Consider the following 25,656-nt stretch of genomic DNA (forward strand, 5'->3'; position numbering starts at 1 on the left):
GCGTTCAGCGCAGGCGTTCAGCGCAGGCGTTCAGCGCAGGCGTTCAGCGCAGGCGTCGCGCCAAGGCCAGGACCCTTTCCGCGCCCTCCACCACCGCCCTGTCGACGAAGCGGCCGTCGGGGAGGGCCAGGGCGCCCTCGTCCGTCGACGCCGCCTTGGTGATCTCCTCCGCCCGTTCGATCTCCTCAGGAGTGGGGAGGTAGGCCTGTTCGATCACCGGGAGCTGGCGGGGGTGGATCGCCGCGCGGCCGAGGAAGCCGAGGACGCGCCCCCGGGCGCAGGACGCGGCCAGGCCTTCGAGGTCGCGGATGTCGGGGTGGACCGACTGGCTGGGCGGGGCGAGGCCCGCCGCCCGGGCGGCCACCACCACGCGGGAGCGCGCCCAGTCCAGGCCCGCGTCCTCGCGTACGCCGAGGTCGGCGCGGAGGTCCGCCTCGCCGAGGGAGAGACCCCGCAGCGCCGGGTGCGCGGTGGCGATGGCGAAGGCGTGTTCCAGGCCGAGCGCCGACTCGACGAGGGCGTGCAGGGTGGGGGAGCCGCCGTCGGCGGGGGCCGCGCGTTCCGCGACGTGGATGACGTCGGCGCGGGAGGTGACCTTGGGCAGGCGCAGCCCCGCCACGCCGGGGAGCGGGGCGATCGCGTGGAGATCGGCGTCGGCGAGCGGGCTGCCCAGGGCGTTGACGCGCACGTGGACGGGGACGGGGTGCGGATGCGGCTCCGCGAGGAGTTCCGCCGTCGCCGCTCTCGCGTACTCCTTGCGGTCGGGGGCGACCGCGTCCTCCAGGTCGACGATCACCGCGTCGGCGCCCGCGTGGAGGGCCTTGGCCACCACCTCGGGCCGGTCACCGGGGACGTAGAGCCAGGTCAGGGGGGAGCAGGTGGTCATAGGGCACCTTCCTTGCGGAGGCAGGCGATCTCCCTCTCCGACAGGCCGAGTTCGGTGAGGACCGCGTCGGTGTCCGCGCCGTGCGGACGGCCCGCCCAGCTGATCGCGCCCGGGGTCTCGGAGAGGCGGAAGAGTACGTTCTGCATGCGCAGTGGGCCGAGTTCCGGGTCGTCGACCGTGGTGAGCGTGGACAGTGCCTCGTACTGAGGGTCCGTCATGACGTCGCGTACGTCCTGGATGGGGGCGACCGCCGCCTCCGCCTTCTCGAAGGCCTCGATCACCTCGGTGCGGGTGTGGCGGGCGATCCAGCCGCCGACCGCCTCGTCGAGGACGTCGGCGTGCCGGGCCCGCTCGGCGCCGGAGGCGAACCACGGCTCCGCGATCAGCTCCGGGCGGCCGACCAGGCGCATCAGGCGTTCCGCGATCGACTGGGCCGAGGTGGAGACCGCGACCCAGCCGCCGTCCGCGGTGCGGTAGGTGTTGCGGGGCGCGTTGTTCGTGGAGCGGTTGCCGGTGCGGGGCTGGACGTGGCCCAGCTGGTCGTACCAGAGGGGCTGGGGGCCGAGGACGGTGAGAATCGGCTCGATGATCGCCATGTCGACCACCTGCCCGCGGCCCGTGCGTTCACGTGCGGTGAGGGCCGTCATCACCGCGTACGCCGTCGCCAGCCCGGCGATGGAGTCCGCGAGGCCGAAGGGCGGGAGCGTCGGGGGCCCGTCCGGGTCGCCGGTGATCGCGGCGAAGCCGCTCATCGCCTCGGCGAGCGTGCCGAAGCCGGGGCGGCGGGCGTACGGGCCGAACTGGCCGAAGCCCGTGACGCGGGCCAGCACCAGGCGGGGGTTGGCCCCGCTCAGCTCCTCCCAGCCGAGGTCCCACTTCTCCAGGGTGCCGGGGCGGAAGTTCTCGACGATCACGTCGGCGGTGGCGGCGAGGCGCAGGAGCGTGTCGCGGCCGCCGGGTGTGGACAGGTCCAGGGTCGTCGTGCGCTTGTTGCGGCCGAGCAGCTTCCACCACAGGCCGACGCCGTCCTTCGACGGGCCGTGGCCGCGGGAGGGGTCGGGGCGGGTCGGGTGCTCGACCTTGATGACCTCCGCGCCGAAGTCGCCGAGCATCGTGGCGGCGAGGGGCCCGGCGAAGAGGGTGGCCAGGTCCAGGACGCGGAGGCCGGTGAGGGGTGGGGCGGGGGCGGTGGGCGGTGTCGTGGTCCGGGGTGTCATGAGGGGCTGCCGTTCGTCGCGTCGTTCGCCTGAGTGTCGATCTCTTTGCGGTACGGCATGGAGGCGGACGCCCCCGGGCGCTGTACGGAGAGCGCGGCCGCCGAGGACGCCCAGGTGAGCGCGTCCGGCACGGACCTGCCCTCGGCGAGCGCCACGGCGAGGGTGCCCGCGAAGGTGTCGCCCGCGCCGGTCGTGTCGACCGCCGTGACATGAGGGGCGGGGACCGTGACCGGTTCGGCGCCGCGCGCCGCGTACAGGCTGCCGCGCGAGCCGAGAGTGATGACGACCTCGGGGACCCGGGCGAGGAGCGAGCGGGCGGCGGCCCGCGGGTCGTCCGTGATGCCGGTGAGCGTGGCGGCCTCGTGTTCGTTGGGCAGCAACAGGTCGGTGGCGGCGAGGAGTTCGTCGGGCAGGTGCTGTGCGGGGGCCGGGGTCAGGACGGTGCGGACGCCGTGCCGGCGGGCGGCGCGCGCGGCGGCGACGACTCCCTTGACCGGGATCTCCAGCTGGAGCAGCAGGGCGTTGGCGGAGGCGATCAGGGCCTCGTCGCCGGGGGTGAGTCCCTTCACGGTGCCGTTGGCGCCGGGGACGACGACGATCGCGTTGCCGCCCTCGTCGTCGACGACGATGTGCGCGGTGCCGGTCGGTGTCTCGACGGTGCGCAGCAGGTCCGTGTCGACGCCGGAGTGTTCGAGGGAGGAGCGGAGCTGCGCGCCGAAGGTGTCGGAGCCGACCGCGCCGATCATCGAGACGGTGGCTCCGGCGCGGGCCGCCGCGACGGCCTGGTTGGCGCCCTTGCCGCCGGGGACCGTGCGGAACTCGCGGCCCGTCACGGTCTCACCGCGCCGGGGGGCCTTGGCGACGTACGCGACGAGGTCCATGTTGGCGCTGCCGAGGACGGCGATGTGGGGCGTCGGGGTCATGAGCGGTGTGCCTCCCGGGCGGTGAGTTCTGCGAGGGTGTCGAAGCCGATGCCGTCGAAGTCGCCCACGGACGTGGCGAGCCGGTTCTTGAGCGGTGCCGTCCAGCGGGCGGGGAGCGCGTCCGGGTGGCCGGCGAGGAGGCCCGCGATCGATCCCGCGGTCGCGCCGTTCGAGTCGGTGTCCCAGCCGCCGGAGACGGCGCGGGTGATGGAGCCGGTGAAGTCCCCGTCGGCGTGGGTGAGGGCGGCGGTGAGGAGGGCGGCGTTGGGGACGACGTGGACCCAGTGGTGGGTGGCGGCGTAGGTGGCGTGCAGGCGGTCCGCCACGTGGTCGAAGTCGCCTGTCCCGGCAGCAAGCTGGACGCTGTCGCGGACGGCCTTGGCGAGGTGGGAGTCCGGGGGTACGGCGGCCAGGCCGGTGCGGAGGCAGTGGTGGATGTCCGCGCCGCCGGTCGCCGCTTCGGCGAGGGCGGCCGCCACGAACACGGCGCCGTGGACGCCGTCCGCCGTATGGGTCAACGCCGCGTCGCGCCACGCCTGTTCGGCCGCCGCCCCGGGGGCGCCGGGGTTGGTCCAGCCGTGGATGTCGGCCCGGATCAGTGCGCCGATCCACTCGCGGAAGGGGTTGCGGTGGGTGGCGGTGTGCGGGGGTTCGATGCCCTGGAGGAGGTTGCGGTAGGCGACGCGTTCGGCGGTGAAGGTGCGGCCCGCGGGCAGCTCGTCCAGCCAGAGTCCTGCCACGTCGGCGGTGGTGAACGACTTTCCGTGGCGCTGGAGGAGGACGAGGTTCAGAAGGGGGTAGTTGAGGTCGTCGTCCTCGGGCATCCCGTCGATGTTCTCGGCGAGGGAGGTCGCCGCGGAGCGCCTGTTCCACGGGTACCTCTCCTTGAGGGCGGGCGGGAGGCCCCGCTCCGTGAACCAGGTGGTGAGAGGCCAGTTCCCCGTCGCCTTGGCGAGGCCGCGGATGCCGTCGAGGGGGAGCTTCTCGACCGGTTTGCCGAGGAGACACCCCACGGCTCTGCCGAGCCAGGCGGCGTGGAGGCGCTCGCGCAGGTCGCCGGGGGCGGCCACCGCGGGCTCCGGCGCGGGCGGGGGCGGCGGCTCCGTCGGGGCGGGCGCCAGCTCGTCCAGGAGCTGTTCGGCCAGGGCGCGGAGGCGGGGCGGGGCCGGGGCCGGGGAGGCGCCGGCGCGCGGGGGCGCCGGGTGACCGCCCGCCGCGAGCCAGCGGGCACGGACCGAGGAGATGTCACGTCCCTCGTGCTCGGCCTGGTGGAGTTCGTGGCCGATCAGATCCTCCGGCTGGACCCAGCTGAGGCGGATCATGGGGCGGCCATGGTGGTGTCAGGGGCGTGCGAGGCTGCCATGGAGTATGTGGCCGTCAAGGCCCTGAAGGCCGACTCGTGGGCGCGGCGGCGGGTGACGTCCCGGGCGAAGATCTCCTCGGCGACCTCCGTGAGGGCCGTCGCCGGGGCGCGCAGGTCGAGGCGGCTCGCCTTGGACACCGTCCTGGCCCATTCGTCCGGGATCGCGGCCTCCCCGCGCAACGCGCCCACGATCGCGCCGCTCATCGTCGCGATGGAGTCGCAGTCACGGCCGTAGTTGACGGAGCCGAGGACCGTACGGCGGTAGTCGGCCTCGCCGACCAGGAGCATGCCGAGTGCCACCGGCAGCTCCTCGATGGCGTGCAGCCGGGAGGGGCGGCGGGCGCCCAGGGACGGGGCGCGGTAGTCGGGGCCGACCGTGTCGAAGGGGGCGACGGCGGCGCGGAGGGGGGCCAGGGCCGTCTCGAAGCCCCGGTCCCGGTGGCGCGCGGCCACTTCCGTCACCGCCTCGATCGCGGCGCGCGTACCGTCCTTCGCCAGGGCGAGGCACGCCTCGACCACCGACTCCGCCGTGGCGCCGGGCGCGCACGCCGCCGCCACCGCCGCCGCGAAGACGCCCGCCGCCTCGCGGCCGTACGAGGACTGGTGGGCGCCCGCGATGTCGAGGGCCTCGGCGTACGCGGCCTCCGGATGGGCGGCGTTGACCAGGCCGACCGGCGCCATGTACATCGCCGCGCCGCAGTTGACGATGTTGCCGACGCCCGCCTCGCGCGGGTCCACGTGGCCGTAGTGGAGGCGGGCGACGAGCCACTTCTCGGCGAGGAAGATCCGGTGGAGGGGGATGGCCTCGGCCTCCAGCTCCGGGATCCAGCGGGGCGTCGTCATCAGGTCGGGTACGAGGTGGTCGGCGACGGAGTAGGCGTCGAGGTGGTCGCGTACGGTGCCGTAGACCCGTACGAGCGCGTGCGTCAGCAGGGTGTCGTCGGTGACGTGGCCGTCGCCCTTGTGGTACGGCGCGATGGGGCGGGCGGTGCGCCAGCGGTCGCCGTTCCAGGGGCCGACGATGCCCTGGACGCGGCCGCCGTGCCGCTCGGCGATCTGCTCGGGCGCGTACCCCTCGACGGGCCCGCCGAGGGCGTCGCCGACGGCCGCGCCGAGGAGGCTGCCGGTGATGCGGTCCGCCAGGCCGACCGTGCTGGTGCCTACCGTGCCGGGTGTGGGCTTCATGCGCTTCATGTCCGGAATTGTCCACCCGGGGTGGCCAGTTCTGTGTGTGCCAGGTGCCCGGCGAGTTCCACCAGGTCGGTGCCGGCGAGGCGGGGGAGCGTACAGCCGGAGAGGGTCCGGCAGGTCTGGCGCCAGGCCTCGGGGATCGCCGCCGCCGTGCCGAACGCGCCGGTCAGCGCCCCGGCGAGGGCGGGCGCCGAGTCCGCGACGCGGGACAGGCACGCGGCGGCGGGCACGGCCTCGCGGATGCGGCCGTGTGCGGCGGTGGCCAGGGCGAGGGCCACCGGGACGGTCTCGGCGGCGGCGATGCCGTAGCTGTACACGTGGTCGACGATCTGGTGTTCAAGGAGCGGTACGAGGTCGAAGGCGCACTCGGCGTCGTGGGCGAGCTTCACGGCGTGGTGGGCGTTGCGGCCGATCTCCGTGTCCTCGGGGAGCTGGGCGAGGGCGGCGTCCACCGCGTGGTCGACGCCGGCGCCGCCGAGGGCCGCCGCGATGGCCGCGGCCATCGCACGGGCGCCGTGGGTGCCGTCGCCGTCCTGGGTGTAACGGGCGTCGAACTCCGCGAGGGCGGCGGCCTGTTCGGGGTCGCCGGGGTGGACGAGGGCGAGCACGCAGGCGCGTACGCAGGCGGCGTCGTCGAAGAAGTGCGGGTTGTCGTGGCCGGTGGCGGGTGGGCGCAGGCCCGCGGCGAGATTGCCGAGGCCCGCGCGGACGGAGATGCGGGCGCGCAGCGGCAGCACGGCGGACTCCACCTCGGGGGCGCGGGCCGCGGCGGCGGCGACCTCGGCGGCCAGCGTCGACCAGGCCAGGTCAAGGGCCGCGCGGACCCGGCGGTCCGGGGGCAGCCCGGGGTCCAGGGTGCCGTCCGCCGCGCGGAGCAGGGACTCGGCGGTGAAGGCGGCCCATTCGGCGTCGTCGGAGGGGCCGAGCCGCAGGGGTTCGGGGGGCTGGTTCAGGGCGATGGGGACGGGGAGGGTGGTCGTCGCGTTCTGCTCGGCGAAGGTGTCCAGCTCCCGGGTGAGACGCCGGGTCCACTCGGGCATCCGGCTTGCCCTGTGCCGGGCGGCGGGCCATCCGGCGGCGTCACCTGCGGCGAGGCCCAGCAGCAGCCCTTCGATGCGGGCAGCTTGGGCGGGCTGAGCCCACCCTTCCCCGAGCTCTCGGCTTCGCTTGAGCAGGGGAGGCCCCACTCGCCCTGCGGAACGCCTGCCCACAGCGGAAGCGGAACGCCCGCCCACAGCGGAAACGGCGGCGGGCTTGTCGACGCTCACGGTGCCTCCCCGTCAGGGATCAGCAGCTCCGCCACGTCCAGCACGTGATGCCCCCGCATGGACGGCAGGCAGCTCCCCCGCGCGGGCCCGATGGCCAGAGCCCAGGGCTCGGGAATCGAGGAGACGCCGCACGTGGCGCCCGCCAACGCCCCCGCCACCGCCGCGGTGGTATCCGCGTCCCGCCCCATGTTCACCGCCGAAAGCACCGCGCAGCGGAAGTCCCCCCGCGCCGCCGCGTACGCCCCGAAGGCGAGCCCCACCGCCTCCGGGGCGAGGTCCGTCCACGGATAGCCGCCGATGACCACCGCGGAGCGGACCGCGCGCTCGCCGCGATGGGCGACCGCGACGGCCCGCCGCAGCGAGCGGGACGTCCAGCAGTCGTCCGGGATGACGGAGAGAGCCGCCGTCACGACGGCGTCCACCCGCGCTCCCGCCATCGCCGCCGCGACCCCCGCCGCGACCGCCTGCCCGCCGTAGATGCCCTCGCCGTCATGGCTGACGGAGCCGTCGACGGCGATCAGCCGGGCCGCCTCGGCGGGCCGCCCCGCGGCGAAGACGCCGAAGGGCGCGGCCCGCATCGCCAGGCCGTCGCTCCAGGCGTGCCGGTGCTGGGCCGAGATGGGCGCGGCAAGACCGCGGCGCAGGTTCTCCAGCGTGCCGCGCTCGCTGAACCCGGCGCCCCGGAACGGGCCCTCGTCCAGGTCGGCGATCCACTGGTGCCAGGCGGTCTCGACGTGCGCGACGGTCAGCGCCGAGCCGTGCCGGGCGAGCAGCAGCCCCGAGAAGATCGCGTACTCGGTGTCGTCCGTGCCCGCCGGGTGTTCGGCGACGTATCCGGTGATGCGGCCCCAACGGGCCCGGATCTCGGACGGTTTCATGTTCTCCGCGGGTGCGCCGAGCGCGTCGCCGACCGCCAGGCCGAGCAGCGCGCCGCGCGCCCGTTCGCGGAGGTCCGCGGCGTCGCCGGGCGCCGGGACCGAGGGAACGCATGCGATGGATGCCATGCCGTGCCTCCCTGTTGCGCGGACCGCTGAACGCGGTGCTTGATGCATCCCTGCCACGCGGGGCGCTCACACGAGCATGCCGGGGCTCAGATCACCCCTTCGCGCCTCCGGCGGACCGGTTCGAGAGAGGCCCTCGGGACACCCCGCCGAGGCGCGTTTTCGCAGGTAAGTACGGGCTTCCTTGCTGGCGGGAGATTTTTTTCGGGCGTACTTTCGACAGCGTCCAAGCACTGAGGGGGTCCACACCATGGCGATCATCGAGACCGAAGCGACGCTGCACGAGGCGCACCGCGACAACCACACCCACCGTGATGTCAACGGCGGCTGGCTGCGTCCCGCCGTCTTCGGCGCGATGGACGGACTCGTGTCCAACCTGGCGCTGATGACGGGCGTCGCCGGTGGCTCGGTCGGGCAGCAGACCATCGTCATCACCGGCATCGCGGGGCTCGCCGCGGGCGCCTTCTCCATGGCGGCGGGCGAGTACACCTCCGTCGCCTCGCAGCGCGAGCTGGTCCAGGCCGAACTGGACGTGGAACGGCGGGAGTTGCGCAAGCACCCCAAGGACGAGGAGCGGGAGCTCGCCGAGCTGTACGAGTCGCGGGGTGTCGAGCCGGGCCTGGCCCGCGAGGTCGCCCGTCAGCTCTCCAGGGACCCCGAGCAGGCCCTGGAGATCCACGCCCGCGAGGAGCTCGGCATCGACCCGGGCGACCTGCCGTCGCCGACCGTCGCCGCGGTGTCGTCCTTCGGCTCGTTCGCGCTGGGCGCCCTGCTCCCCGTACTGCCGTATCTGCTCGGCGCCACCGTGCTGTGGCCCGCGCTGCTGCTCGCGATGATCGGGCTCTTCGCCTGCGGCGCGGTGGTCGCCAAGGTGACCGCGCGGTCCTGGTGGTTCAGCGGTCTGCGGCAGCTCGCGCTCGGCGGGGCGGCGGCGGGTGTGACGTACGCCCTGGGCAGCCTGTTCGGAACGGCCGTAGGATGAGGCGGTGCAGGTCTATGCGGGACCTTGCATAAATAGTCGTTACTCGGCGGTTTCGAACCCTTGAACATGGGGCATGAGCCGTAAGCGCTGCGGGCAATGAGGCCCGTGTCGCGCTGGGCCTTCGGCCATGGATCTGTCCGCAAGGGTCCCCTCCGTACCGCTCCCCACTCCGCGAGCGGTGTCCACATGGTGGAATGAGCTATCCGCTTTCCGAGAAGCGTTCCATCATGTAACCTGCACGAAATTTCGCCAGGGCCAACGTCGTCCCTTGCCCTTTGTAGTTGCCTCGACGACGACGGGAGTGCCGATGCGTACCCACGCCTGGTCGCCCATGGACGGTCGCCCCGCCCCCCAGGGGATGTACGACCCCCGTAACGAACACGACGCCTGCGGTGTCGGGTTCGTGGCCACCCTGACCGGTGTTGCCAGCCATGAGCTGGTCGAACAGGCGCTGACGGTACTGCGCAACCTCGAACACCGCGGCGCCACCGGCTCCGAGCCCGACTCGGGGGACGGCGCCGGCATCCTGCTCCAGGTCCCGGACGCGTTCCTGCGCGAGGTGGCCGGATTCCAGTTGCCCGCGGCCGGCGCCTACGCCGTCGGCATCGCCTTCCTGCCCGTCGACACCGCCGGTACCACCGACGCGGCCGTCTCACAGATCGAGACGATCGCCTCCGAGGAGGGCCTGACCGTCCTCGGCTGGCGCGACGTGCCCGTCGCCCCCGAGCTGCTCGGCGCCACCGCCCGCTCGACGATGCCCGTCTTCCGGCAGATCTTCGTCGCCGACGGTGAGCACACCGGCCTCGAGCTGGACCGCAAGGCGTTCCTGCTGCGCAAGCGCGCCGAGCGCGAGGCGGCGACGTACTTCCCCTCGCTCTCCGCCCGCACCATCGTCTACAAGGGCATGCTGACCACCGGCCAGCTGGAGCCGTTCTTCCCCGACCTGTCCGACCGCCGCTTCGCCACGGCGATCGCGCTCGTCCACTCCCGCTTCTCGACGAACACCTTCCCGAGCTGGCCGCTCGCGCACCCCTACCGCTTCGTCGCGCACAACGGCGAGATCAACACGGTCAAGGGCAACCGCAACTGGATGCGCGCCCGCGAGTCGCAGCTCGCCTCCCACCTCTTCGGAGCGGAGAAGCTCGACCGGATCTTCCCGATCTGTACGCCCGACGCCTCCGACTCCGCGTCCTTCGACGAGGTCCTCGAACTCCTCCACCTCGGCGGCCGCTCCCTGCCGCACTCCGTGCTGATGATGATCCCGGAGGCCTGGGAGAACCACGCCTCCATGGACCCGGCCCGGCGCGCCTTCTACCAGTACCACTCCACGCAGATGGAGCCCTGGGACGGCCCGGCCTGCGTCACCTTCACCGACGGCACGCAGGTCGGCGCGGTCCTCGACCGCAACGGCCTGCGTCCGGGCCGCTACTGGGTCACCGACGACGGCCTCGTCGTCCTCGGCTCCGAGGTCGGCGTCCTCGACATCGACCCGGCGAAGGTCGTCCGCAAGGGCCGCCTCCAGCCCGGCCGGATGTTCCTCGTCGACACCGCCGAGCACCGCATCGTCGAGGACGACGAGATCAAGGCCGCCCTCGCCGCCGAGGCCCCGTACCAGGAGTGGCTGGAAACCGGCGAGATCGAGCTCTCCGACCTTCCCGAGCGCGAGCACATCGTGCACACGCACGCCTCCGTCACGCGCCGCCAGCAGACCTTCGGCTACACCGAGGAAGAGCTGCGGATCATCCTCGCGCCGATGGCCAAGACCGGCGGCGAGCCGCTCGGCTCCATGGGCACGGACACGCCGATCGCGGCCCTGTCCGAGCGCCCGCGCCTCATCTTCGACTACTTCACGCAGCTGTTCGCGCAGGTCACCAACCCGCCGCTGGACGCCATCCGCGAAGAGCTCGTCACCTCGCTGCACAGCAGCCTGGGCCCCCAGGGCAACCTCCTTGAGCCCACGGCCGCGTCCTGCCGAAGCGTCACCCTGCCCTTCCCGGTGATCGACAACGACGAGCTGGCCAAGCTCATCCACATCAACGCCGACGGCGACATGCCCGGCATGAAGGCCGCGACGCTCTCCGGCCTCTACCGCGTCGGCGACGGCGGCGACGCGCTCGCCGCCCGCATCGACGAGATCTGCGCCGAGGCCGACGCCGCCATCGAGGCCGGCGCCCGTCTGATCGTGCTCTCCGACCGGCACTCCGACGCCGAGCACGCGCCGATCCCCTCGCTGCTGCTCACCTCGGCCGTCCACCACCACCTCATCCGCACCAAGCAGCGCACCCAGGTGGGTCTGCTCGTCGAGGCGGGCGACGTCCGCGAGGTCCACCACGTGGCCCTCCTCATCGGCTACGGCGCCGCGGCCGTCAACCCGTACCTGGCGATGGAGTCCGTCGAGGACCTCGTCCGCGCGGGCACCTTCCTGCCCGGCATCGAGGCCGAGCAGGCCATCCGCAACCTGATCTACGCCCTCGGCAAGGGCGTACTGAAGGTCATGTCCAAGATGGGCATCTCGACCGTCGCCTCCTACCGCGGCGCCCAGGTCTTCGAGGCCATCGGTCTCGATCAGGCCTTCGTCGAGCGGTACTTCAGCGGTACGACGACGAAGATCGGCGGCGCCGGTCTCGACGTCATCGCCCAGGAGGTCGCCGCCCGCCACGCCAAGGCCTACCCGGCCTCCGGCGTCCCCTCCGCGCACCGCGCCCTGGACATCGGCGGCGAGTACCAGTGGCGCCGCGAGGGCGAGCCGCACCTGTTCGACCCCGACACGGTCTTCCGCCTCCAGCACTCCACGCGCAGCCGCCGCTACGACATCTTCAAGCAGTACACGGGCCGCGTGAACGAGCAGTCCGAGCGCCTCATGACGCTGCGCGGCCTGTTCGGCTTCAAGAGCGGGCGGCAACCGATCTCCATCGACGAGGTCGAGCCCGCCTCCGAGATCGTCAAGCGCTTCTCGACCGGCGCCATGTCGTACGGCTCGATCTCCCGCGAGGCGCACGAGACCCTCGCCATCGCCATGAACCAGCTGGGCGGCAAGTCCAACACCGGTGAGGGCGGCGAGGACCCGGACCGCCTCTACGACCCGGCGCGCCGCTCCGCCATCAAGCAGGTCGCCTCCGGCCGCTTCGGCGTCACCTCCGAGTACCTCGTCAACGCCGACGACATCCAGATCAAGATGGCCCAGGGCGCCAAGCCCGGCGAGGGCGGCCAGCTGCCCGGCCACAAGGTCTACCCGTGGGTCGCAAGGACGCGTCATTCGACGCCCGGCGTCGGCCTCATCTCGCCGCCGCCGCACCACGACATCTACTCCATCGAAGACCTCGCCCAGCTCATCCACGACCTCAAGAACGCCAACCCGACGGCCCGCATCCACGTGAAGCTGGTCTCCGAGGTCGGCGTCGGCACGGTCGCCGCGGGCGTCTCCAAGGCCCACGCGGACGTCGTCCTCATCTCCGGCCACGACGGCGGCACCGGCGCCTCCCCGCTGACCTCGCTCAAGCACGCGGGCGGCCCCTGGGAGCTGGGCCTCGCCGAGACCCAGCAGACGCTGCTGCTCAACGGCCTGCGCGACCGCATCGTCGTCCAGACCGACGGCCAGCTGAAGACCGGCCGCGACGTGATCATCGCCGCGCTGCTCGGCGCCGAGGAGTTCGGTTTCGCGACCGCGCCGCTCGTCGTCTCCGGCTGCGTCATGATGCGCGTCTGCCACCTGGACACCTGCCCCGTGGGCATCGCCACGCAGAACCCGGCGCTGCGCGAGCGCTTCTCCGGCAAGGCCGAGTACGTCGTGAACTTCTTCGAGTTCATCGCCGAGGAGGTCCGCGAGATCCTCGCCGAGCTGGGCTTCCGCTCCATCGAGGAGGCCGTCGGCCACGCCGAGCTCCTCGACACGGAGAAGGCCGTCAAGCACTGGAAGGCGCAGGGCCTGGATCTGGAGCCGCTCTTCCACGTGCCCGCGCTGGCGTCCGGCGCCGTGCGCCACCAGATCACGACGCAGGACCACGGCCTGGAGAAGGCGCTCGACAACGAGCTGATCAAGCTCGCCGCCGACGCGCTCGCCGCGCCCAGCGCGACGGACGCCCACCCGGTCCGCGCGCAGGTCGCCATCCGCAACATCAACCGCACCGTCGGCACCATGCTCGGGCACGAGGTGACGAAGAAGTTCGGCGGGGCGGGGCTGCCCGACGACACCATCGACATCACCTTCACCGGATCGGCGGGCCAGTCGTTCGGCGCGTTCGTGCCGCGCGGTGTCACGCTGCGCCTCGAAGGCGACGCCAACGACTACGTCGGCAAGGGTCTGTCCGGCGGCCGTATCGTCGTACGTCCGGACCGGGGCGCCGACCACCTCGCCGAGTACTCGACGATCGCGGGCAACACCATCGCGTACGGCGCGACCGGCGGCGAGCTGTTCCTGCGCGGCCGCACCGGCGAGCGCTTCTGCGTCCGCAACTCCGGCGCGACCGTCGTCTCCGAGGGCGTGGGCGACCACGGCTGCGAGTACATGACCGGCGGCCACGCGGTGGTCCTCGGTGAGACCGGGCGCAACTTCGCGGCGGGCATGTCCGGCGGCGTCGCGTACGTCATCGACCTGGACCGCGACAACGTGAACGCGGGCAACCAGGGCGCGATCGAGGAGCTGTCCGACTCCGACAAGCAGTGGCTGCACGACGTCGTGCGCCGCCACGCGGAGGAGACAGGATCGACGGTCGCCGAGAAGCTGCTCGCCGAGTGGTCCGTCTCCGTGGACCGCTTCAGCAAGATCATCCCCACCACGTACAAGGCAGTGCTCGCCGCCAAGGACGCCGCCGAGCGAGCCGGTCTCTCCGAGACCGAGATCACCGAGAAGATGATGGAGGCGGCGACCAATGGCTGATCCCAAGGGCTTTCTCAACCACGGCCGCGAGGTCGCGCAGACCCGCCCGGTCGGCGAGCGCGTCCGCGACTGGAACGAGGTCTACGTTCCCGGTTCGCTCCTCCCGATCATCTCCAAGCAGGCCTCGCGCTGCATGGACTGCGGCATCCCGTTCTGCCACAACGGCTGTCCGCTCGGGAACCTGATCCCGGAGTGGAACGACTACGCGTACCGCGAGGACTGGTCGGCCGCGCAGGAGCGGCTGCACGCCACCAACAACTTCCCGGAGTTCACGGGCCGCCTGTGCCCGGCCCCGTGCGAGTCGGCGTGCGTGCTCGGCATCAACCAGCCCGCCGTCACCATCAAGAACGTCGAGGTCTCCATCATCGACCAGGCGTGGGACCGCGGCGACGTCGCGCCCCAGGCCCCGGAGCGGCTCTCCGGCAAGACGGTCGCGGTCATCGGCTCCGGCCCCGCGGGCCTGGCCGCCGCCCAGCAGCTGACCCGGGCGGGCCACACGGTCGCCGTCTATGAGCGTGCCGACCGCATCGGCGGCCTGCTGCGCTACGGGATCCCCGAGTTCAAGATGGAGAAGCGGCACATCAACCGCCGTATCGAGCAGATGCGCGCGGAGGGCACCAAGTTCCGCACCGGTGTGGAGATCGGCCGGGACATCGACGCGATGAAGCTGCGCAAGCGGTACGACGCCGTGGTCATCGCCGCCGGTGCCACCATCTCCCGCGACCTGCCCGTCCCGGGCCGCGACCTGAACGGCATCCACTTCGCCATGGAGTACCTGCCGCTCGCCAACAAGGTGCAGGAGGGCGACTTCGTGGCGCCCCCCATCACCGCCGAGGGCAAGCACGTCGTCGTCATCGGCGGCGGCGACACGGGCGCGGACTGCGTGGGCACGGCCCACCGCCAGGGCGCGGCCTCGGTCACCCAGCTGGAGATCATGCCGAAGCCGGGCGAGGACCGCGCGCCGCACCAGCCGTGGCCGACGTTCCCCATGCTCTACAAGGTGACCTCCGCGCACGAGGAGGGCGGCGAGCGGGTCTACTCCGTCTCGACCACGCACTTCGAGGGCGACGAGGACGGCAACGTCCAGTTCCTGCACCTCGTCGAGGTGGAGTTCATCGACGGCAAGCTGACCCAGAAGCCGGGCACCGAGCGGAAGATCCCGGCGCAGCTGGTCACCCTCGCGATGGGCTTCACGGGCACGGACCGCGAGAACGGCCTGGTCGACCAGTTCGCCCTGGACCTCGACGAGCGCGGCAACGTCGCCCGCGACGCCGACTTCCAGACCAACGTCCCCGGCGTCTTCGTCGCCGGCGACGCGGGCCGCGGCCAGTCGCTCATCGTCTGGGCCATCGCCGAGGGCCGCTCGGCGGCGCGCGGAGTGGACCGCTTCCTCACCGGCGCGAGCGACCTCCCGGCCCCGATCCGCCCCACGGACCGCTCCCTGACGGTCTAGCCCCACCCCTCCACACGTCCCGTACAACGGCGTACGGAACTGAGCGGCGCCCGCCTCGTCCCCGACCGGACCTGGGCGGGCGCCGTGGCGTGTGCTGGCCGGGGGCCTTGGGCAGTCGAGGTGCGTGAGGAACGCCCGCCAGGCGTCGTGCCGGAAGTGGAGCACCGGGCCGGTGGGGCGCTTGACCGACGCCGGGGCGGGCCGGCCCGAGGTCAAGGTCCCGGGTGAGGACGAGACGGGCGGGCGCGGGCTGCTGCTCGTCGACGCGTTGGCGCACCGCTGGGGTGTGCGGGCAGAACCGTGTGGGCGGAGGTGAAGTCGCCGCCGCGTCGCGCCCGACCCCGTCGACCACCCCGTCGACGCCGCCCGCGAAGCCCCGCCGAGCGGAGCGGAAACCCGTCAACGCCCCGCATCCCGCGCGGCTTTGCCGCGATGACGCGAACCGCGTCGTCGCCCCGCACCGGTACCTCTGCGTTGCGTGGGGCGCAATGATATGAGCGTATGTTGCGTCACCCGCAACCGTCATTACGGTTCGGCCGCTTATCCCAATGGGTCTAGACCGCCTCTGCCCTGTGTGACCACAATCGCTCCCACCAATCGGAACCTGGAGGGGGCCGGCATGAAGCGACGTGTCATCGCGGCTGTTGCTGTCGCCATGAGTCTCGGACTGACCGCCACGGCGTGCGGCGGCGATGACGGGGGCGACAGCGGCGACAAGGCCACCGACGGCAAGGGCAAGACCCTCACCGTATGGATCATGGAGGGGACCAACCCCGACGCGCGGCCCTTCTTCAAGGAAGCCGAGAAGGCATTCGAGAAGAAGACCGGCGCCAAGATCAAGGTCGAGTACCAGCAGTGGGCCACCGCCCAGAAGAAGTTCACGACCGCCATCGAGGGCGGCGAGGACCAGGTGCCGGACGTCGCCGAGGTCGGCACCACCTGGGTGCCGCAGTTCGCCGAGACGGACGCGCTCATCGACGTCACCGACGAGGTGAAGAAGTCGAACCTCGGTGATGACCTCGTCGAAGGACTGAAGGACGCGGGGACGCTCGACGGCAAGCAGTACGGCATGCCCTGGTACGCCGGCGTCCGCTCCATCGTCTACCGCAAGGACCTCTTCGCGAAGCACGACCTGAAGCCCCCCACCACGTGGAAGGAGCTGCGGGCGGCCGCCAAGACGCTCAAGGTGAAGGAGCCGAACCTGGTCTCCTTCCCGGTGGCGGGCGGCGCGGAGATGTTCGCGACCCCCTTCATCTGGGGCGCCGGTGGTGAACTCGCCACCGAGTCCGGCGGCAAGTGGAAGTCCGGCATCAATTCGCCCGAGGCCGTCAAGGGCATCGAGTTCTACACGGGGCTCGCCACCAAGGACAAGGTCTCCCCGGCCAAGGTCAACACCTGGACGGAGAAGGAGGTCGGCGACGCCTGGAACAAGAGCCAGATCGCCATGGCCATCGGCGGCAACTGGACCCCGAAGGCGATCGTCGACGCCAACCCGGACCTCAAGGGCAAGCTCGGCGCCGTGCCGATCCCGGGCGAGAACGGCGGCATGAGCAAGTCCTTCCTCGGTGGCTCCTACCTGTCCACGTTCAACACGGACAAGAAGGACCTCGCCTGGGAGTTCGTGAAGATGCTGACCACCGGTGAGTTCGCCGCCAAGTGGGCCGAGCAGACCAACTACTTCCCCGGCCAGAACTCCGAGCTGAAGAAGATCGCCGCGAAGAAGGACCCGCTGGTCGAGCCCTTCGCCACGCAGATGCTGGAGGCGGGCGCCACCGTGCCCAAGACCAAGGCGTACGGCGAGATCCAGGCATCCAAGGTCATCCCCGGCATGGTCCAGTCGATCCTCACCGGCAAGGCGTCCGTCCAGGAAGCCGCGGACAAGGCCGCCAAGGACATGGACGCGATCTTCGCCAAGGACAACTGAGAACGAGGGCTAGTTCGGCACTGTGAAAGACGCGACTGTGAAGGACGCGACTGTCGTGAAGGACACGCTCGGCGGCGGCGGACCGGAGTCCCCGGTCCGCCCCGGCCCCCCGCGACCCGACGGCGGCGCCGAGGCCGCCCGCCGCCGCAAGAGACTCACCACCCTCACCCGCCCCTGGATCCTCCTCGCCCCCTCCCTCGTGGTCCTCGCGGGCCTGCTGCTCTGGCCGCTGATCCAGGTCGGCAAGCTCTCCCTCCAGGACTACGAGGTCAAATTCGGCGGCGGAGTCGGGACGTTCACCGGACTCGACCACTACAGCTCCCTGCTGAGCAGCGAGCTCCTGTGGAAGACCGTCCTGCCCAACACCGTCTTCTTCGCCGTCGCCTGCGTCGGCCTGACCGTCGCGCTCGGCACGCTCGTGGCGCTGCTCCTCAACCGCCTCGGACCCACCTGGCGGCTGATCTGCTCGATCGCGATCCTCGCCGCCTGGGCCATGCCCGCGGTGACGGGCACGTACGTATGGATCTGGCTCTTCCAGCCGCAGGACGGCATGGTCAGCCAGATCGCGGGCTCGATGGGCCTGATCGACCCGGAGACCACCAACTGGTTCACCGAACGCGGCCCGTTCTACGCCATCGCCACCCTGAACGTCATCCACCACGGCTTCCCCTTCGTCGCCATCACCGTCCTCGCGGGACTCATGACGATCCCCAAGGAGCTGTACGAGGCGGGGGAGCTGGACGGGGCCAACGCCTGGCAGCGGTTCTGGAACATCACCGTGCCGACGATCAAGCCCGTCTTCCTCGTGGTGACCATCCTCTCCACCATCTGGGACTTCAAGGTCTTCACCCAGATCTATCTGATGCCGGGCGGCGACGGCTCCAACCCGGAGGTCTACAACCTCGGCGTCTACTCGTACATCGAGGCGTTCGCCAAGAACGACTACGGCGCGGGCGCCGCGGCCGCGGTCCTGCTGACCGTGCTGCTCCTCGCCATCACCATCGTCTACATCCGTACGCTGTTCCGACAGGGGGAGGAGGACCTGTGACGGCCCGCCACCGCACCACTCTCGCGAGCCGCGTCGGCCTTCCGGCCGCGGTCGCCGCGCTCCTCGTCTTCACGCTCTTCCCCGTCTACTGGATGATCTCCACCGCGCTCGACCCGAAGGCGATCACGCGCGGCTCGGACGTGCTGCCCAGCGGCATCAGCCTCGAACACTTCGACTTCGTCTTCGACAAGGGCAACTTCGGTACGTACTTGCTGAACTCGGCGCTCGTCGGCCTCGCCACGATCGTCGCGGCCGGGCTGCTCTCGCTCTTCGCGGCCATCGCGGTGGCCCGGTTCAAGTTCCGCTTCCGCACCTCCGTACTGATCATGATCCTGATCGTGCAGATGGTGCCGCTGGAGGCGCTGGTCATCCCGCTCTTCATCCAGATGCGGGACTACGACATGCTCAACTCCCTGCTGGGGCTGAGCGTCGTCTACATCGCCCTCTCGCTCCCCTTCGCCATCTGGACGCTGCGCGGCTTCGTCGCCACCGTCCCCAAGGAGGTCGAGGAGGCCGCGTACATCGACGGGGCGTCCTGGCCGCGGATGTTCTGGTCGGTGCTGCTGCCGCTGGTCGCGCCGGGGCTCGTCGCGACCTCGATCTTCGCCTTCATCACGGCGTGGAACGAGTTCGTCTTCGCGTACACCTTCATGAAGGGCAGCGACAAGTACACGGCGGCCGTGGGCATCTACCAGTTCTTCGGGGAGAACTCGACGTCCTGGGGCCCGGTCATGGCCAGCTCCACGCTGGTCACGGTGCCGGTGATGCTCTTCTTCGTGATCGTGCACCGGAAGCTGGGCTCGGGCCTGGCGGCGGGCGCGGTCAAGGGCTGAGGCGGTCAAGGGCTGAGGCGGGGGAGGGGGCGTTCAAGGGCCCGGTCGATTCTATTGACTAAAAGTCAATTCGGCGTCACTCTCGACCTCCCGAACCCAGCCCGGGAGGTCGAGTGAGCACCGAAACGCGGGAGCAGCGGGAGCGGCTGAGCGCCGAGCTGCGCGACGAACCACCGCGATCGTTCGACCAGCTGTCCGCCGACCAGCTCGCGGTGCTGGCCGACGCCCTGGAGCGAGAGCGCGAGAGCCGGGCCACCGGACTCAACGAGGCCGCCGAGGAGGCCCTGAAACTGGTGCCCGCGATGGCGCGCGGCCCCGTCCGCCGGGTCCTTTTCCGATAACCGAGGCGAGCGAGGAGTCAGCATGGACAAGCTCCGCGGCAGGGCCGAGACCCTCAAGACCGCCCGCCTCCTGGACGTCGAACCGGACACGCTCGCGTTCCTCCAGGCGCTGCCCGCCGAAGACGTACGCCGCTTCCGCGCCAGTTGCGTCGCGGCGCTCTTCGACCGGACGCCCGACATGCTCGACCGGATCGCGTCCGCGACCAGACTGGTGCCGACCGGGATCGCCGCCGCCATCTCCCAGAAGGCCCTGGGGCCGCGCCTGGCCGCCGCCGTCGCCGGACGGCTCGAACCCGCCCGCGCCGCCGACATCATCGAGAAGCTGCCGGTGTCCTTCACCACCCAGGCGTGCGGACACCTCGACCCCCGCCGGATCCGGGGCATTGTCGACCGGCTCGACGAGAACCTCGTCGTACGCATCGCGGTGGCGCTCGCCGAGCGCGGCGACCACCTGACGATGGGCCGCTTCGTCGGCCACCTGCCCGACTCCGCGCTGCGCCGCATCCTGCCGCACGTCGACGACGCCGCCGTCCTGAGGACGGGCTTCGCGATCGAGGAGACCGAACGGCTCGGCCACATCATCGAGCTGATGGGGGCGGACCGCCTCGCCTCCGTCATCGGCTCCGCCTCGGACGCCGGTCTGTGGCCCGAGGCGCTGGCCGTCGCCGGCATGGTGACGGGGGAGCAGCGCGGCCGCATCGCCTCGCTCGCCGCCGCCCAGCCACCGGACCGGCTCGACTCGCTGGTCGCGACGGTGGCGGAGCAGGACCTGTGGGAATCCCTGCTGCCGCTGGTCGCTCAGCTGGGCGACGAGGAGCGCGGGAGGGTCGCGGCACTACCCTCGCTGCGGGGTGCGGAAGTCCTCGGCGCGGTCGTGCGCGCGGTGGTGGCCACCGGCCTGTGGGCGGAGTTCCTGCCGCTCGTGGGCGCGCTGCCGGACGACTCACGCAAGCTCGTCGCCGACGCCGCGGGGGCGCTGCCCGCGCCCGACCTGGACGCGCTCGCCCTGGAGGTCGACAAGCGGGACCTGTGGGAACTGGTCATGCCGCTGGTCGAATTGATGGACGACGCGGCCAAGACGCGGATCTTCGAACTCCCCGCGTTCCAGGGGCAGGACGGGGGCGGGGCCTAGGGCGGGCGGTAACCCACATGGCGTATGAAGTATCGATACGGCGGCCCTCGTACGGGTGACGGTGTGCGTCCCGAGGGGGCCGGTCGGGGTAGGCGCAGGCGGCCCCGCCGCTTCCCGGCGGGGCGGATCCGGCAGTCCCGGAACGAAAAGGGAATCCATGCGCCTTCGCCACGCAGTCGCCGCCGCCCTCGGTGCGCTCACCCTCGTCGTCACCCAGGCGGCGCCCGCGAGCGCCGCCACCGGCGACTTCTCGTACAAGTTCATCGACCCTGACGGTTCGCCGCGGTCGGCCACTCTCCACGACCCGCCGAGCCCCGGCTGCGTCACGCTCCCGGAGGTCGCGGACCCAGGCGCGTCCGAGCCCGCCTTCGCCCCGCACAACGACACCGATGAATGGGCCATGGTCTTCACCGAGCCCGACTGCACAGGCGACTCCTGGACGCTGCGCCCGCACGGACACCCCACCACGGACCGGCTCAAGCTGCGCTCAGTGTTCCTGACGGGCCGCCACTGACGGACGAACGCCTTCACCCTGCCGTCGACCCGCCGTCCACGGCGAACTCCGCCCCCGCGATGTACGACGACGCGTCCGACGCCAGGAACAGCACCAGCTCACCGACCTCCTCCGGGCGGCCCATCCTGCCGAGCGGCAGCTGGGACCACTCCCGCCCGGCGGAGGCCGCGGCGATCATCGGAGTGTCGATCGCCCCCGGATGCACCGAGTTCACCCGCACCCCGTACTCCGCCAGGTCCAGCGCCGAGGACCGCGTCAGACCCCGCAGCCCGAACTTCGTCGAGCCGTACGCCGCGTGACCCGGGATGCCGACGAGGCCCGCCGTCGACGACACGTTCACCACCGAGCCGCCACCCGCCTCCTTCAGCGCGGGCAGCACCGTCCTGCCGTCCGTACGAGACGCCACGCGAGCCCATGCCACATCTCCGTCCAGATGACCAAGAGGCACATGTCCAGCAGTCACGCGGACAAGTCAGAAGGGCTCAGGCACGCCGGAAAGCGCCCGGCGTCACGCCGTAGACACGCTGGAACCAGCGGCCGAAATGGGCCTGGTCGGCGAAGCCCGCGGCGGCCGCGGCCTCGGCGGGCGAACTGCCGGACCGCAGCAGCGAACGGGCCCGGTTCAGCTTGAGCTGACGCTGGTACTCGCTGGGCGCCAGACCGTACTCGGCGCGAAAGGCCCGGTACAGGGCGAACCGGCTGCAACCCGCGGCCAGCGCCAGGCGCTCCGCGGACACCGGCTCCAGATACGCCTCGTCCAGCACCTCCCTCGCCCGGCGCGCGGCCTGACCAAGGGCCCGCACCGTCGGCGCACGGCCCGCCACCGGCGGAGCGGACGTCGCGCCGCGCCGCGTCATCGCGGTGACGGCGGCCGTCAGGCGCTCGTCGCGCACCAGCGGACCCGCGCCACCGGCCAGGGCGGCGTGCAGCCGGGCGAGTGTGCGGGCGAGCACCGGATCGGTCAGGACGGGCCGGGCGAACAGCGGCAGCGCCGCGGAGCGCCCGTCCGTCGCGTCGGCGACGACCTCGCGCACGACCGCCGGGCCGATGTGCACGATGCGGTAGTGATAGCCCAGATCGGCGGCGGCCCGCCCGTCGTGGACCTCGTCGGGGTTGAGGGCCATCACCATCCCGGCACCGCTGGTGTGGCTCGCGCCGCGGCAGCGGAAACGCTGGGCGCCCGCGTCGGTGATGCCGAACGAGTACGTGTCGTGGCTGTGCGGCGGATACACATGGTCCAGGAAGCGCGCGTGCATGGCCTCCAGCGGACGGTCACCGTCCCGCCAGTAGCGCACCCAGCTGTCGGACGTTGCCATGAGGCCAAGTATGGCCCGCACCAGCGTTCAAGACGCACCGCCGCAGGGGCGGCAGAGTCGCCACCATGTCGATGAACAAGGGCTTGAGCAGCCCGTACCTCCTGCTCACGATCACGATGGTGCTGTGGGGAAGCGCCTTCTCCAGCTCCAAGTCGGTGGTGGCACACCTGCCGCACCCGGTGGCCGCGCTGCTCCGCTTCGGCGGCGCCGCGCTGGTGCTGCTGGTGGCCGTGGCGCTCCTCGGCGACCGCCGGACCAGGCCGGCGCCGCGCGCGGTGGGACGCGCCGCCCTGGCCGGTGTCCTCGGCGTCTTCGCCTACAACGGCGCGTTCTTCTGGGGACTCTCCCTCGCGCCCTCCCTCGACGCGGGCATCCTCATACCCGTCATGACCCCGGTCCTCACCAGCTTCTTCCTGGTGGTCACGGGCCGCGAACGGGCGTCGGGCGCGCGCGTCGCCGGTCTCGGACTCGGCCTCACCGGGGCGGTGATCTTCTTCCTGGGCGCGGGCGGCAGCACCGGAAGCGGTGCCTCACGGCTCGCGGGCGACGCCCTGTTCCTGCTCAGCGCGGTCTGCTGGGCCGCCTACACGCTGGCCGGGCCACGGGTGCTCGCGGGAGTCGATCCGCTGCGCGCGACGACGTACGCGACCTGCGCGGGCGCCCTGCTATTGGGCGTGGTCGCCGTGCCCGACCTCGGTGAGGTGCGGTGGGGCGAACTCCCGCCGGACCTCTGGCTGAACGTCGGCTATCTGGCGCTGGGCGCGGCCGCCGTCGCCAACCTCCTCTACTACCGCGGGGTGGCCGCCGTGGGACCCGCGTCGGCGTCCCTGATGATGTTCGCGGTGCCGGTCGTCAACACCGTGTGCGGCACGCTGTTCCTCGGGGAGTCCTTCGGCGCCGTGCAGGTGGTGGGCGCGGCGGTCCTGCTGGCGGGCGCCGTACTCGCCGCGACGCAAGGGCGGCTGCCGGGACGGGCCGCGCCGCGGACCGAGCACCCCGGGACGCCCCCGCGCGAGGCGCGTACGCGTACCCTCGGCCGCTGACGGGCCGTCACGGTGGCGGCCGGCGGGGAGAACGGAGCGCCGCGATGGGACCTGCGATCAGTCTGCGCAAGGTGGAGGAGTCGGCGCCCGCGCTGGTCAGCCTCTACAAGAGCGCCGGGGTGTCCTTGCGCAAACACGGCCTGGACGGGGCGCGGGCGGCGGTCTACCTCGTCGTCGACTACTCCGGTTCCATGCGCCCGTACTACAACGACGGCAGCGTCCAAGCCCTCGCCGACCGCGTGCTCGGCCTCTCCGCGCACCTCGATGACGACGGGCGTGTCCCCACGGTCTTCTTCTCCACGGACATCGACGCGGTGACGGAGATCGCGCTGGAGGACCACCACGGCCGGATCGACGAGATCGTCGCCGGGCTCGGACACATGGGCAGGACCAGTTACCACCTGGCGATGGACGCCGTCATAGACCACTACGTGGACAGCGGCTCCACCGCGCCCGCCCTGGTGATCTTCCAGACCGACGGCGGCCCCCTCAACAAGCTCGCCGCTGAGCGCTATCTGTGCAAGGCGGCGAAGCTGCCCCTGTTCTGGCAGTTCATCGGCTTCGGCGACTCGGAGAGCAAGCAGTTCGACTATCTGCGCAGGCTCGACGAGCTGGCCGTCCCGGCCAGGCGGCCGGTCGACAACGCGGGCTTCTTCCACGCCGGGCACGACCCGCTGGCGGTGCCGGACGACCGGCTGTACGACCAGTTGGTGGGGGAGTTCCCGGCGTGGCTCGCCGCGGCGCGGGCGGGCGGGATCGTCGCCTGAGGGGGCCTGTGCGGAGAGGCTCAGCCGACCATGCGGTGGCGCAGCTTCAGGAGGGTACGCGTGTCCAGGCCGAGCCCCTCGGTCAGATAGCCCCCCAGGCCGCCGTACCGCTCGGCCGCCTCGTCCAGGGCCGTGCCGAGATAGTCGGTCCGTACCTCCTGCAGCGGGATGATCAGATCTGGGTTCCGCATCATGCCGCTCTGCTTGAGCGCCTCGCGGAGCTTCGCGTCGTGGGCCGAGCGGTAGGTGTTGGAGGCCAGATAGTCGTCGACGGCCGTCCTGTCAGGTACGCCGAGCAGCCGCAGCAGCAGATACGTCGTCCAGCCGGTGCGGTCCTTGCCCGCGGTGCAGTGGTAGAGGAGTGGCGAGCTGCTGTCCGCGATGTCACGCAGTGTCGCGCCGAACCGCGCGCGGTTGGCGTTGTCGGTGACGAAGGTGCGGTAGACGTCCCGCATGAACGCGGCCGCCCTGCCGTCGCCGAGCATCTCCTCCTGCTTGACCGGGTCCCTGGAGCCGATCGCGGTGACGAGCCGCGTGAACAGGCCGTTGTCGGTGATGGGCCGCGAGACCGGGGCGACCCCGGCGGGCAGCCGGTCCGGGCCGTCGTACTGGACCTCGGCGGGCACCCTGAAGTCGACGGCCTTCTTCAGGCCGAGCCCGGAGAGCGTGGCCAGGTCGGCGTCGGTGAGCTTGCTGAGGGCGTCGGCGCGGAAGACCTGGCCGCGGCGGACCCGCTCCCCGTCGTAGGTGCGGTGGCCGCCGACGTCCCGTACGTTCACGGCGCCCTGGAGCGGGATGTGGCGGCCGGTGTCGTACGCCGCCGGCTGGTGCGAGGCGTGCCCGGGGGCGCCGGGCGCAAGGGGTTCGGCGTGGGCCGCCCACCCGGGCAGCGCGCCGAGCACGAGGGAGGAGATCGCGAGTCCGGCTGCCGTACGGGTGCGTGAGACGCGCATCGGGGGCCGCCTTCCGATCGGTAGCGGAGCGGTACCTGAACCAACCAAGCGATTGTTCGGGAGAAGGTAGCGAGGTCCCCGCGAGGGAGGAAGGGGCATGGGGGCGTACGTCTCCTGGGCCAGGTGGTGCAGGTCTCCCGGCCCGGGGAACATCCACTCCGCCGGCCGTGTTAAAGTTATGTGTTGCAGTTTTGGTACCCATGAACTTTATGCGCGCCTGACGGGAGTGCTCCGAGGGCGCATTATTGTTTTTCCGGTTCTCTCCGGATGGGGTCATTGCGGCGCTGGAGAACCACAATTCCGTGGCTTTCCATACTCTGCCCCTGTTGAGGAGATTGACATGGCAACCGGCACCGTTAAGTGGTTCAACGCAGAAAAGGGCTTCGGCTTCATCGAGCAGGACGGCGGCGGCCCCGACGTCTTCGCCCACTACTCGAACATCGCGTCCTCGGGCTTCCGTGAGCTCCTCGAGGGCCAGAAGGTTTCCTTCGACGTGACCCAGGGCCAGAAGGGCCTGCAGGCCGAGAACATCGTTCCTGCCTGATCGTCGCAGCGCGCGAACCTCACAGCCGAGAGATCGGAAGAGCGTCGGGTCGGGAAACAGTGACTAAACGCGGGTCTAGAA

22 protein-coding genes and 1 pseudogene are annotated in these 25,656 nt (G+C 71.6%); 13 read left to right on the plus strand and 10 right to left on the minus strand.

Features of this window, described 5'->3' with window-relative positions:
• Positions 1 to 43 precede the first annotated feature (43 nt).
• The 7 genes from ACWDVB_RS27315 to ACWDVB_RS27345 are packed head-to-tail and all read right to left on the minus strand — an operon-like array spanning position 44 to position 7,852.
• The gene (locus ACWDVB_RS27315; RefSeq protein ID WP_451517935.1) at positions 44 to 886 is read right to left on the minus strand and encodes an HpcH/HpaI aldolase/citrate lyase family protein; all 843 of its coding nucleotides are present in this window, start codon (positions 884 to 886) and stop codon (positions 44 to 46) included.
• Complete coding sequence (locus tag ACWDVB_RS27320; protein ID WP_451517934.1) at positions 883 to 2,103, minus strand: CaiB/BaiF CoA transferase family protein; 1,221 nt, start codon at positions 2,101 to 2,103, stop codon at positions 883 to 885. The genes ACWDVB_RS27315 and ACWDVB_RS27320 overlap by 4 nt, the downstream gene beginning before the upstream one ends.
• Positions 2,100 to 3,026, minus strand: a complete 927-nt coding sequence (gene rbsK, locus ACWDVB_RS27325; RefSeq protein ID WP_451517933.1) for a ribokinase — start codon at positions 3,024 to 3,026, stop codon at positions 2,100 to 2,102. The genes ACWDVB_RS27320 and rbsK overlap by 4 nt, the downstream gene beginning before the upstream one ends.
• Positions 3,023 to 4,348 carry an ADP-ribosylglycohydrolase family protein gene (locus ACWDVB_RS27330; protein WP_451517932.1) on the minus strand — a complete coding sequence of 442 codons (1,326 nt, stop codon included), beginning with the start codon at positions 4,346 to 4,348 and terminating at the stop codon, positions 3,023 to 3,025. The genes rbsK and ACWDVB_RS27330 overlap by 4 nt, the downstream gene beginning before the upstream one ends.
• The gene (locus ACWDVB_RS27335; RefSeq protein ID WP_451517931.1) at positions 4,345 to 5,583 is read right to left on the minus strand and encodes an ADP-ribosylglycohydrolase family protein; all 1,239 of its coding nucleotides are present in this window, start codon (positions 5,581 to 5,583) and stop codon (positions 4,345 to 4,347) included. Before ACWDVB_RS27335 ends, ACWDVB_RS27330 begins: the two co-directional genes overlap by 4 nt.
• The gene (locus tag ACWDVB_RS27340; RefSeq protein WP_451517974.1) at positions 5,580 to 6,791 is read right to left on the minus strand and encodes an ADP-ribosylglycohydrolase family protein; all 1,212 of its coding nucleotides are present in this window, start codon (positions 6,789 to 6,791) and stop codon (positions 5,580 to 5,582) included. The genes ACWDVB_RS27335 and ACWDVB_RS27340 overlap by 4 nt, the downstream gene beginning before the upstream one ends.
• A 53-nt stretch (positions 6,792 to 6,844) precedes the next feature.
• A complete protein-coding gene (locus ACWDVB_RS27345; protein ID WP_451517930.1) occupies positions 6,845 to 7,852 on the minus strand; it encodes an ADP-ribosylglycohydrolase family protein in 1,008 nt (335 codons plus the stop codon).
• A gap of 247 nt (positions 7,853 to 8,099) precedes the next feature.
• Between ACWDVB_RS27345 and ACWDVB_RS27350 the strand changes: the two genes are divergently transcribed.
• The 10 genes from ACWDVB_RS27350 to ACWDVB_RS27395 all read left to right on the plus strand — a co-directional run bounded on the left by ACWDVB_RS27350 (position 8,100) and on the right by ACWDVB_RS27395 (position 20,952).
• Positions 8,100 to 8,831 carry a VIT1/CCC1 transporter family protein gene (locus ACWDVB_RS27350; RefSeq protein WP_451517929.1) on the plus strand — a complete coding sequence of 244 codons (732 nt, stop codon included), beginning with the start codon at positions 8,100 to 8,102 and terminating at the stop codon, positions 8,829 to 8,831.
• Between the two features lie 307 nt (positions 8,832 to 9,138).
• On the plus strand, positions 9,139 to 13,707 hold the full coding sequence (gene gltB, locus ACWDVB_RS27355) for a glutamate synthase large subunit (RefSeq protein WP_451517928.1): 4,569 nt from the start codon (positions 9,139 to 9,141) through the stop codon (positions 13,705 to 13,707).
• Positions 13,700 to 15,160: a glutamate synthase subunit beta gene (locus ACWDVB_RS27360; protein ID WP_451517927.1), complete on the plus strand. Its 1,461-nt coding sequence runs from the start codon at positions 13,700 to 13,702 to the stop codon at positions 15,158 to 15,160. Before gltB ends, ACWDVB_RS27360 begins: the two co-directional genes overlap by 8 nt.
• Before the next feature lie 172 nt (positions 15,161 to 15,332).
• Positions 15,333 to 15,476 carry a hypothetical protein gene (locus ACWDVB_RS27365; RefSeq protein ID WP_451517926.1) on the plus strand — a complete coding sequence of 48 codons (144 nt, stop codon included), beginning with the start codon at positions 15,333 to 15,335 and terminating at the stop codon, positions 15,474 to 15,476.
• A 303-nt stretch (positions 15,477 to 15,779) separates the two neighbouring features.
• Positions 15,780 to 17,084, plus strand: coding sequence for a sugar ABC transporter substrate-binding protein (locus tag ACWDVB_RS27370; protein WP_451517925.1), 1,305 nt, complete (start codon positions 15,780 to 15,782; stop codon positions 17,082 to 17,084).
• A 37-nt stretch (positions 17,085 to 17,121) separates the two neighbouring features.
• Positions 17,122 to 18,132 carry a carbohydrate ABC transporter permease gene (locus ACWDVB_RS27375; RefSeq protein ID WP_451517924.1) on the plus strand — a complete coding sequence of 337 codons (1,011 nt, stop codon included), beginning with the start codon at positions 17,122 to 17,124 and terminating at the stop codon, positions 18,130 to 18,132.
• On the plus strand, positions 18,129 to 18,965 hold the full coding sequence (locus ACWDVB_RS27380) for a carbohydrate ABC transporter permease (protein ID WP_451517923.1): 837 nt from the start codon (positions 18,129 to 18,131) through the stop codon (positions 18,963 to 18,965). Before ACWDVB_RS27375 ends, ACWDVB_RS27380 begins: the two co-directional genes overlap by 4 nt.
• A 113-nt stretch (positions 18,966 to 19,078) precedes the next feature.
• Positions 19,079 to 19,306: a hypothetical protein gene (locus tag ACWDVB_RS27385; RefSeq protein ID WP_451517922.1), complete on the plus strand. Its 228-nt coding sequence runs from the start codon at positions 19,079 to 19,081 to the stop codon at positions 19,304 to 19,306.
• Between the two features lie 22 nt (positions 19,307 to 19,328).
• On the plus strand, positions 19,329 to 20,438 hold the full coding sequence (locus ACWDVB_RS27390; protein ID WP_451517921.1) for a hypothetical protein: 1,110 nt from the start codon (positions 19,329 to 19,331) through the stop codon (positions 20,436 to 20,438).
• 157 nt (positions 20,439 to 20,595) lie between these two features.
• Entirely contained in the window at positions 20,596 to 20,952 is a 357-nt protein-coding gene (locus ACWDVB_RS27395) for a hypothetical protein (RefSeq protein ID WP_451517920.1), read from the plus strand.
• A gap of 13 nt (positions 20,953 to 20,965) precedes the next feature.
• Here ACWDVB_RS27395 and ACWDVB_RS27400 read toward each other — a convergent pair.
• Both ACWDVB_RS27400 and ACWDVB_RS27405 read right to left on the minus strand, forming a co-directional pair.
• Positions 20,966 to 21,337 (minus strand): annotated as a pseudogene (locus ACWDVB_RS27400) (SDR family NAD(P)-dependent oxidoreductase); the annotation flags it as partial.
• A 97-nt stretch (positions 21,338 to 21,434) separates the two neighbouring features.
• Complete coding sequence (locus ACWDVB_RS27405; RefSeq protein ID WP_451517919.1) at positions 21,435 to 22,268, minus strand: AraC family transcriptional regulator; 834 nt, start codon at positions 22,266 to 22,268, stop codon at positions 21,435 to 21,437.
• 65 nt (positions 22,269 to 22,333) lie between these two features.
• Between ACWDVB_RS27405 and ACWDVB_RS27410 the strand changes: the two genes are divergently transcribed.
• Positions 22,334 to 23,311: a DMT family transporter gene (locus tag ACWDVB_RS27410; RefSeq protein WP_451517918.1), complete on the plus strand. Its 978-nt coding sequence runs from the start codon at positions 22,334 to 22,336 to the stop codon at positions 23,309 to 23,311.
• Between the two features lie 44 nt (positions 23,312 to 23,355).
• Entirely contained in the window at positions 23,356 to 24,078 is a 723-nt protein-coding gene (locus tag ACWDVB_RS27415; protein ID WP_451517917.1) for a VWA domain-containing protein, read from the plus strand.
• A 20-nt stretch (positions 24,079 to 24,098) separates the two neighbouring features.
• Here the strand turns inward: ACWDVB_RS27415 and ACWDVB_RS27420 are convergent, their stop codons facing one another.
• Positions 24,099 to 25,031 carry a tyrosine-protein phosphatase gene (locus ACWDVB_RS27420; RefSeq protein WP_451517916.1) on the minus strand — a complete coding sequence of 311 codons (933 nt, stop codon included), beginning with the start codon at positions 25,029 to 25,031 and terminating at the stop codon, positions 24,099 to 24,101.
• Positions 25,032 to 25,371: 340 nt separating this feature from the next.
• On the opposite strand from ACWDVB_RS27420, the gene ACWDVB_RS27425 reads away from it, so the two are divergent.
• A complete protein-coding gene (locus tag ACWDVB_RS27425) occupies positions 25,372 to 25,575 on the plus strand; it encodes a cold-shock protein (RefSeq protein ID WP_160504463.1) in 204 nt (67 codons plus the stop codon).
• Positions 25,576 to 25,656: the final 81 nt, after the last annotated feature.

The organism is Streptomyces sp. NPDC003379, assembly GCF_053589195.1.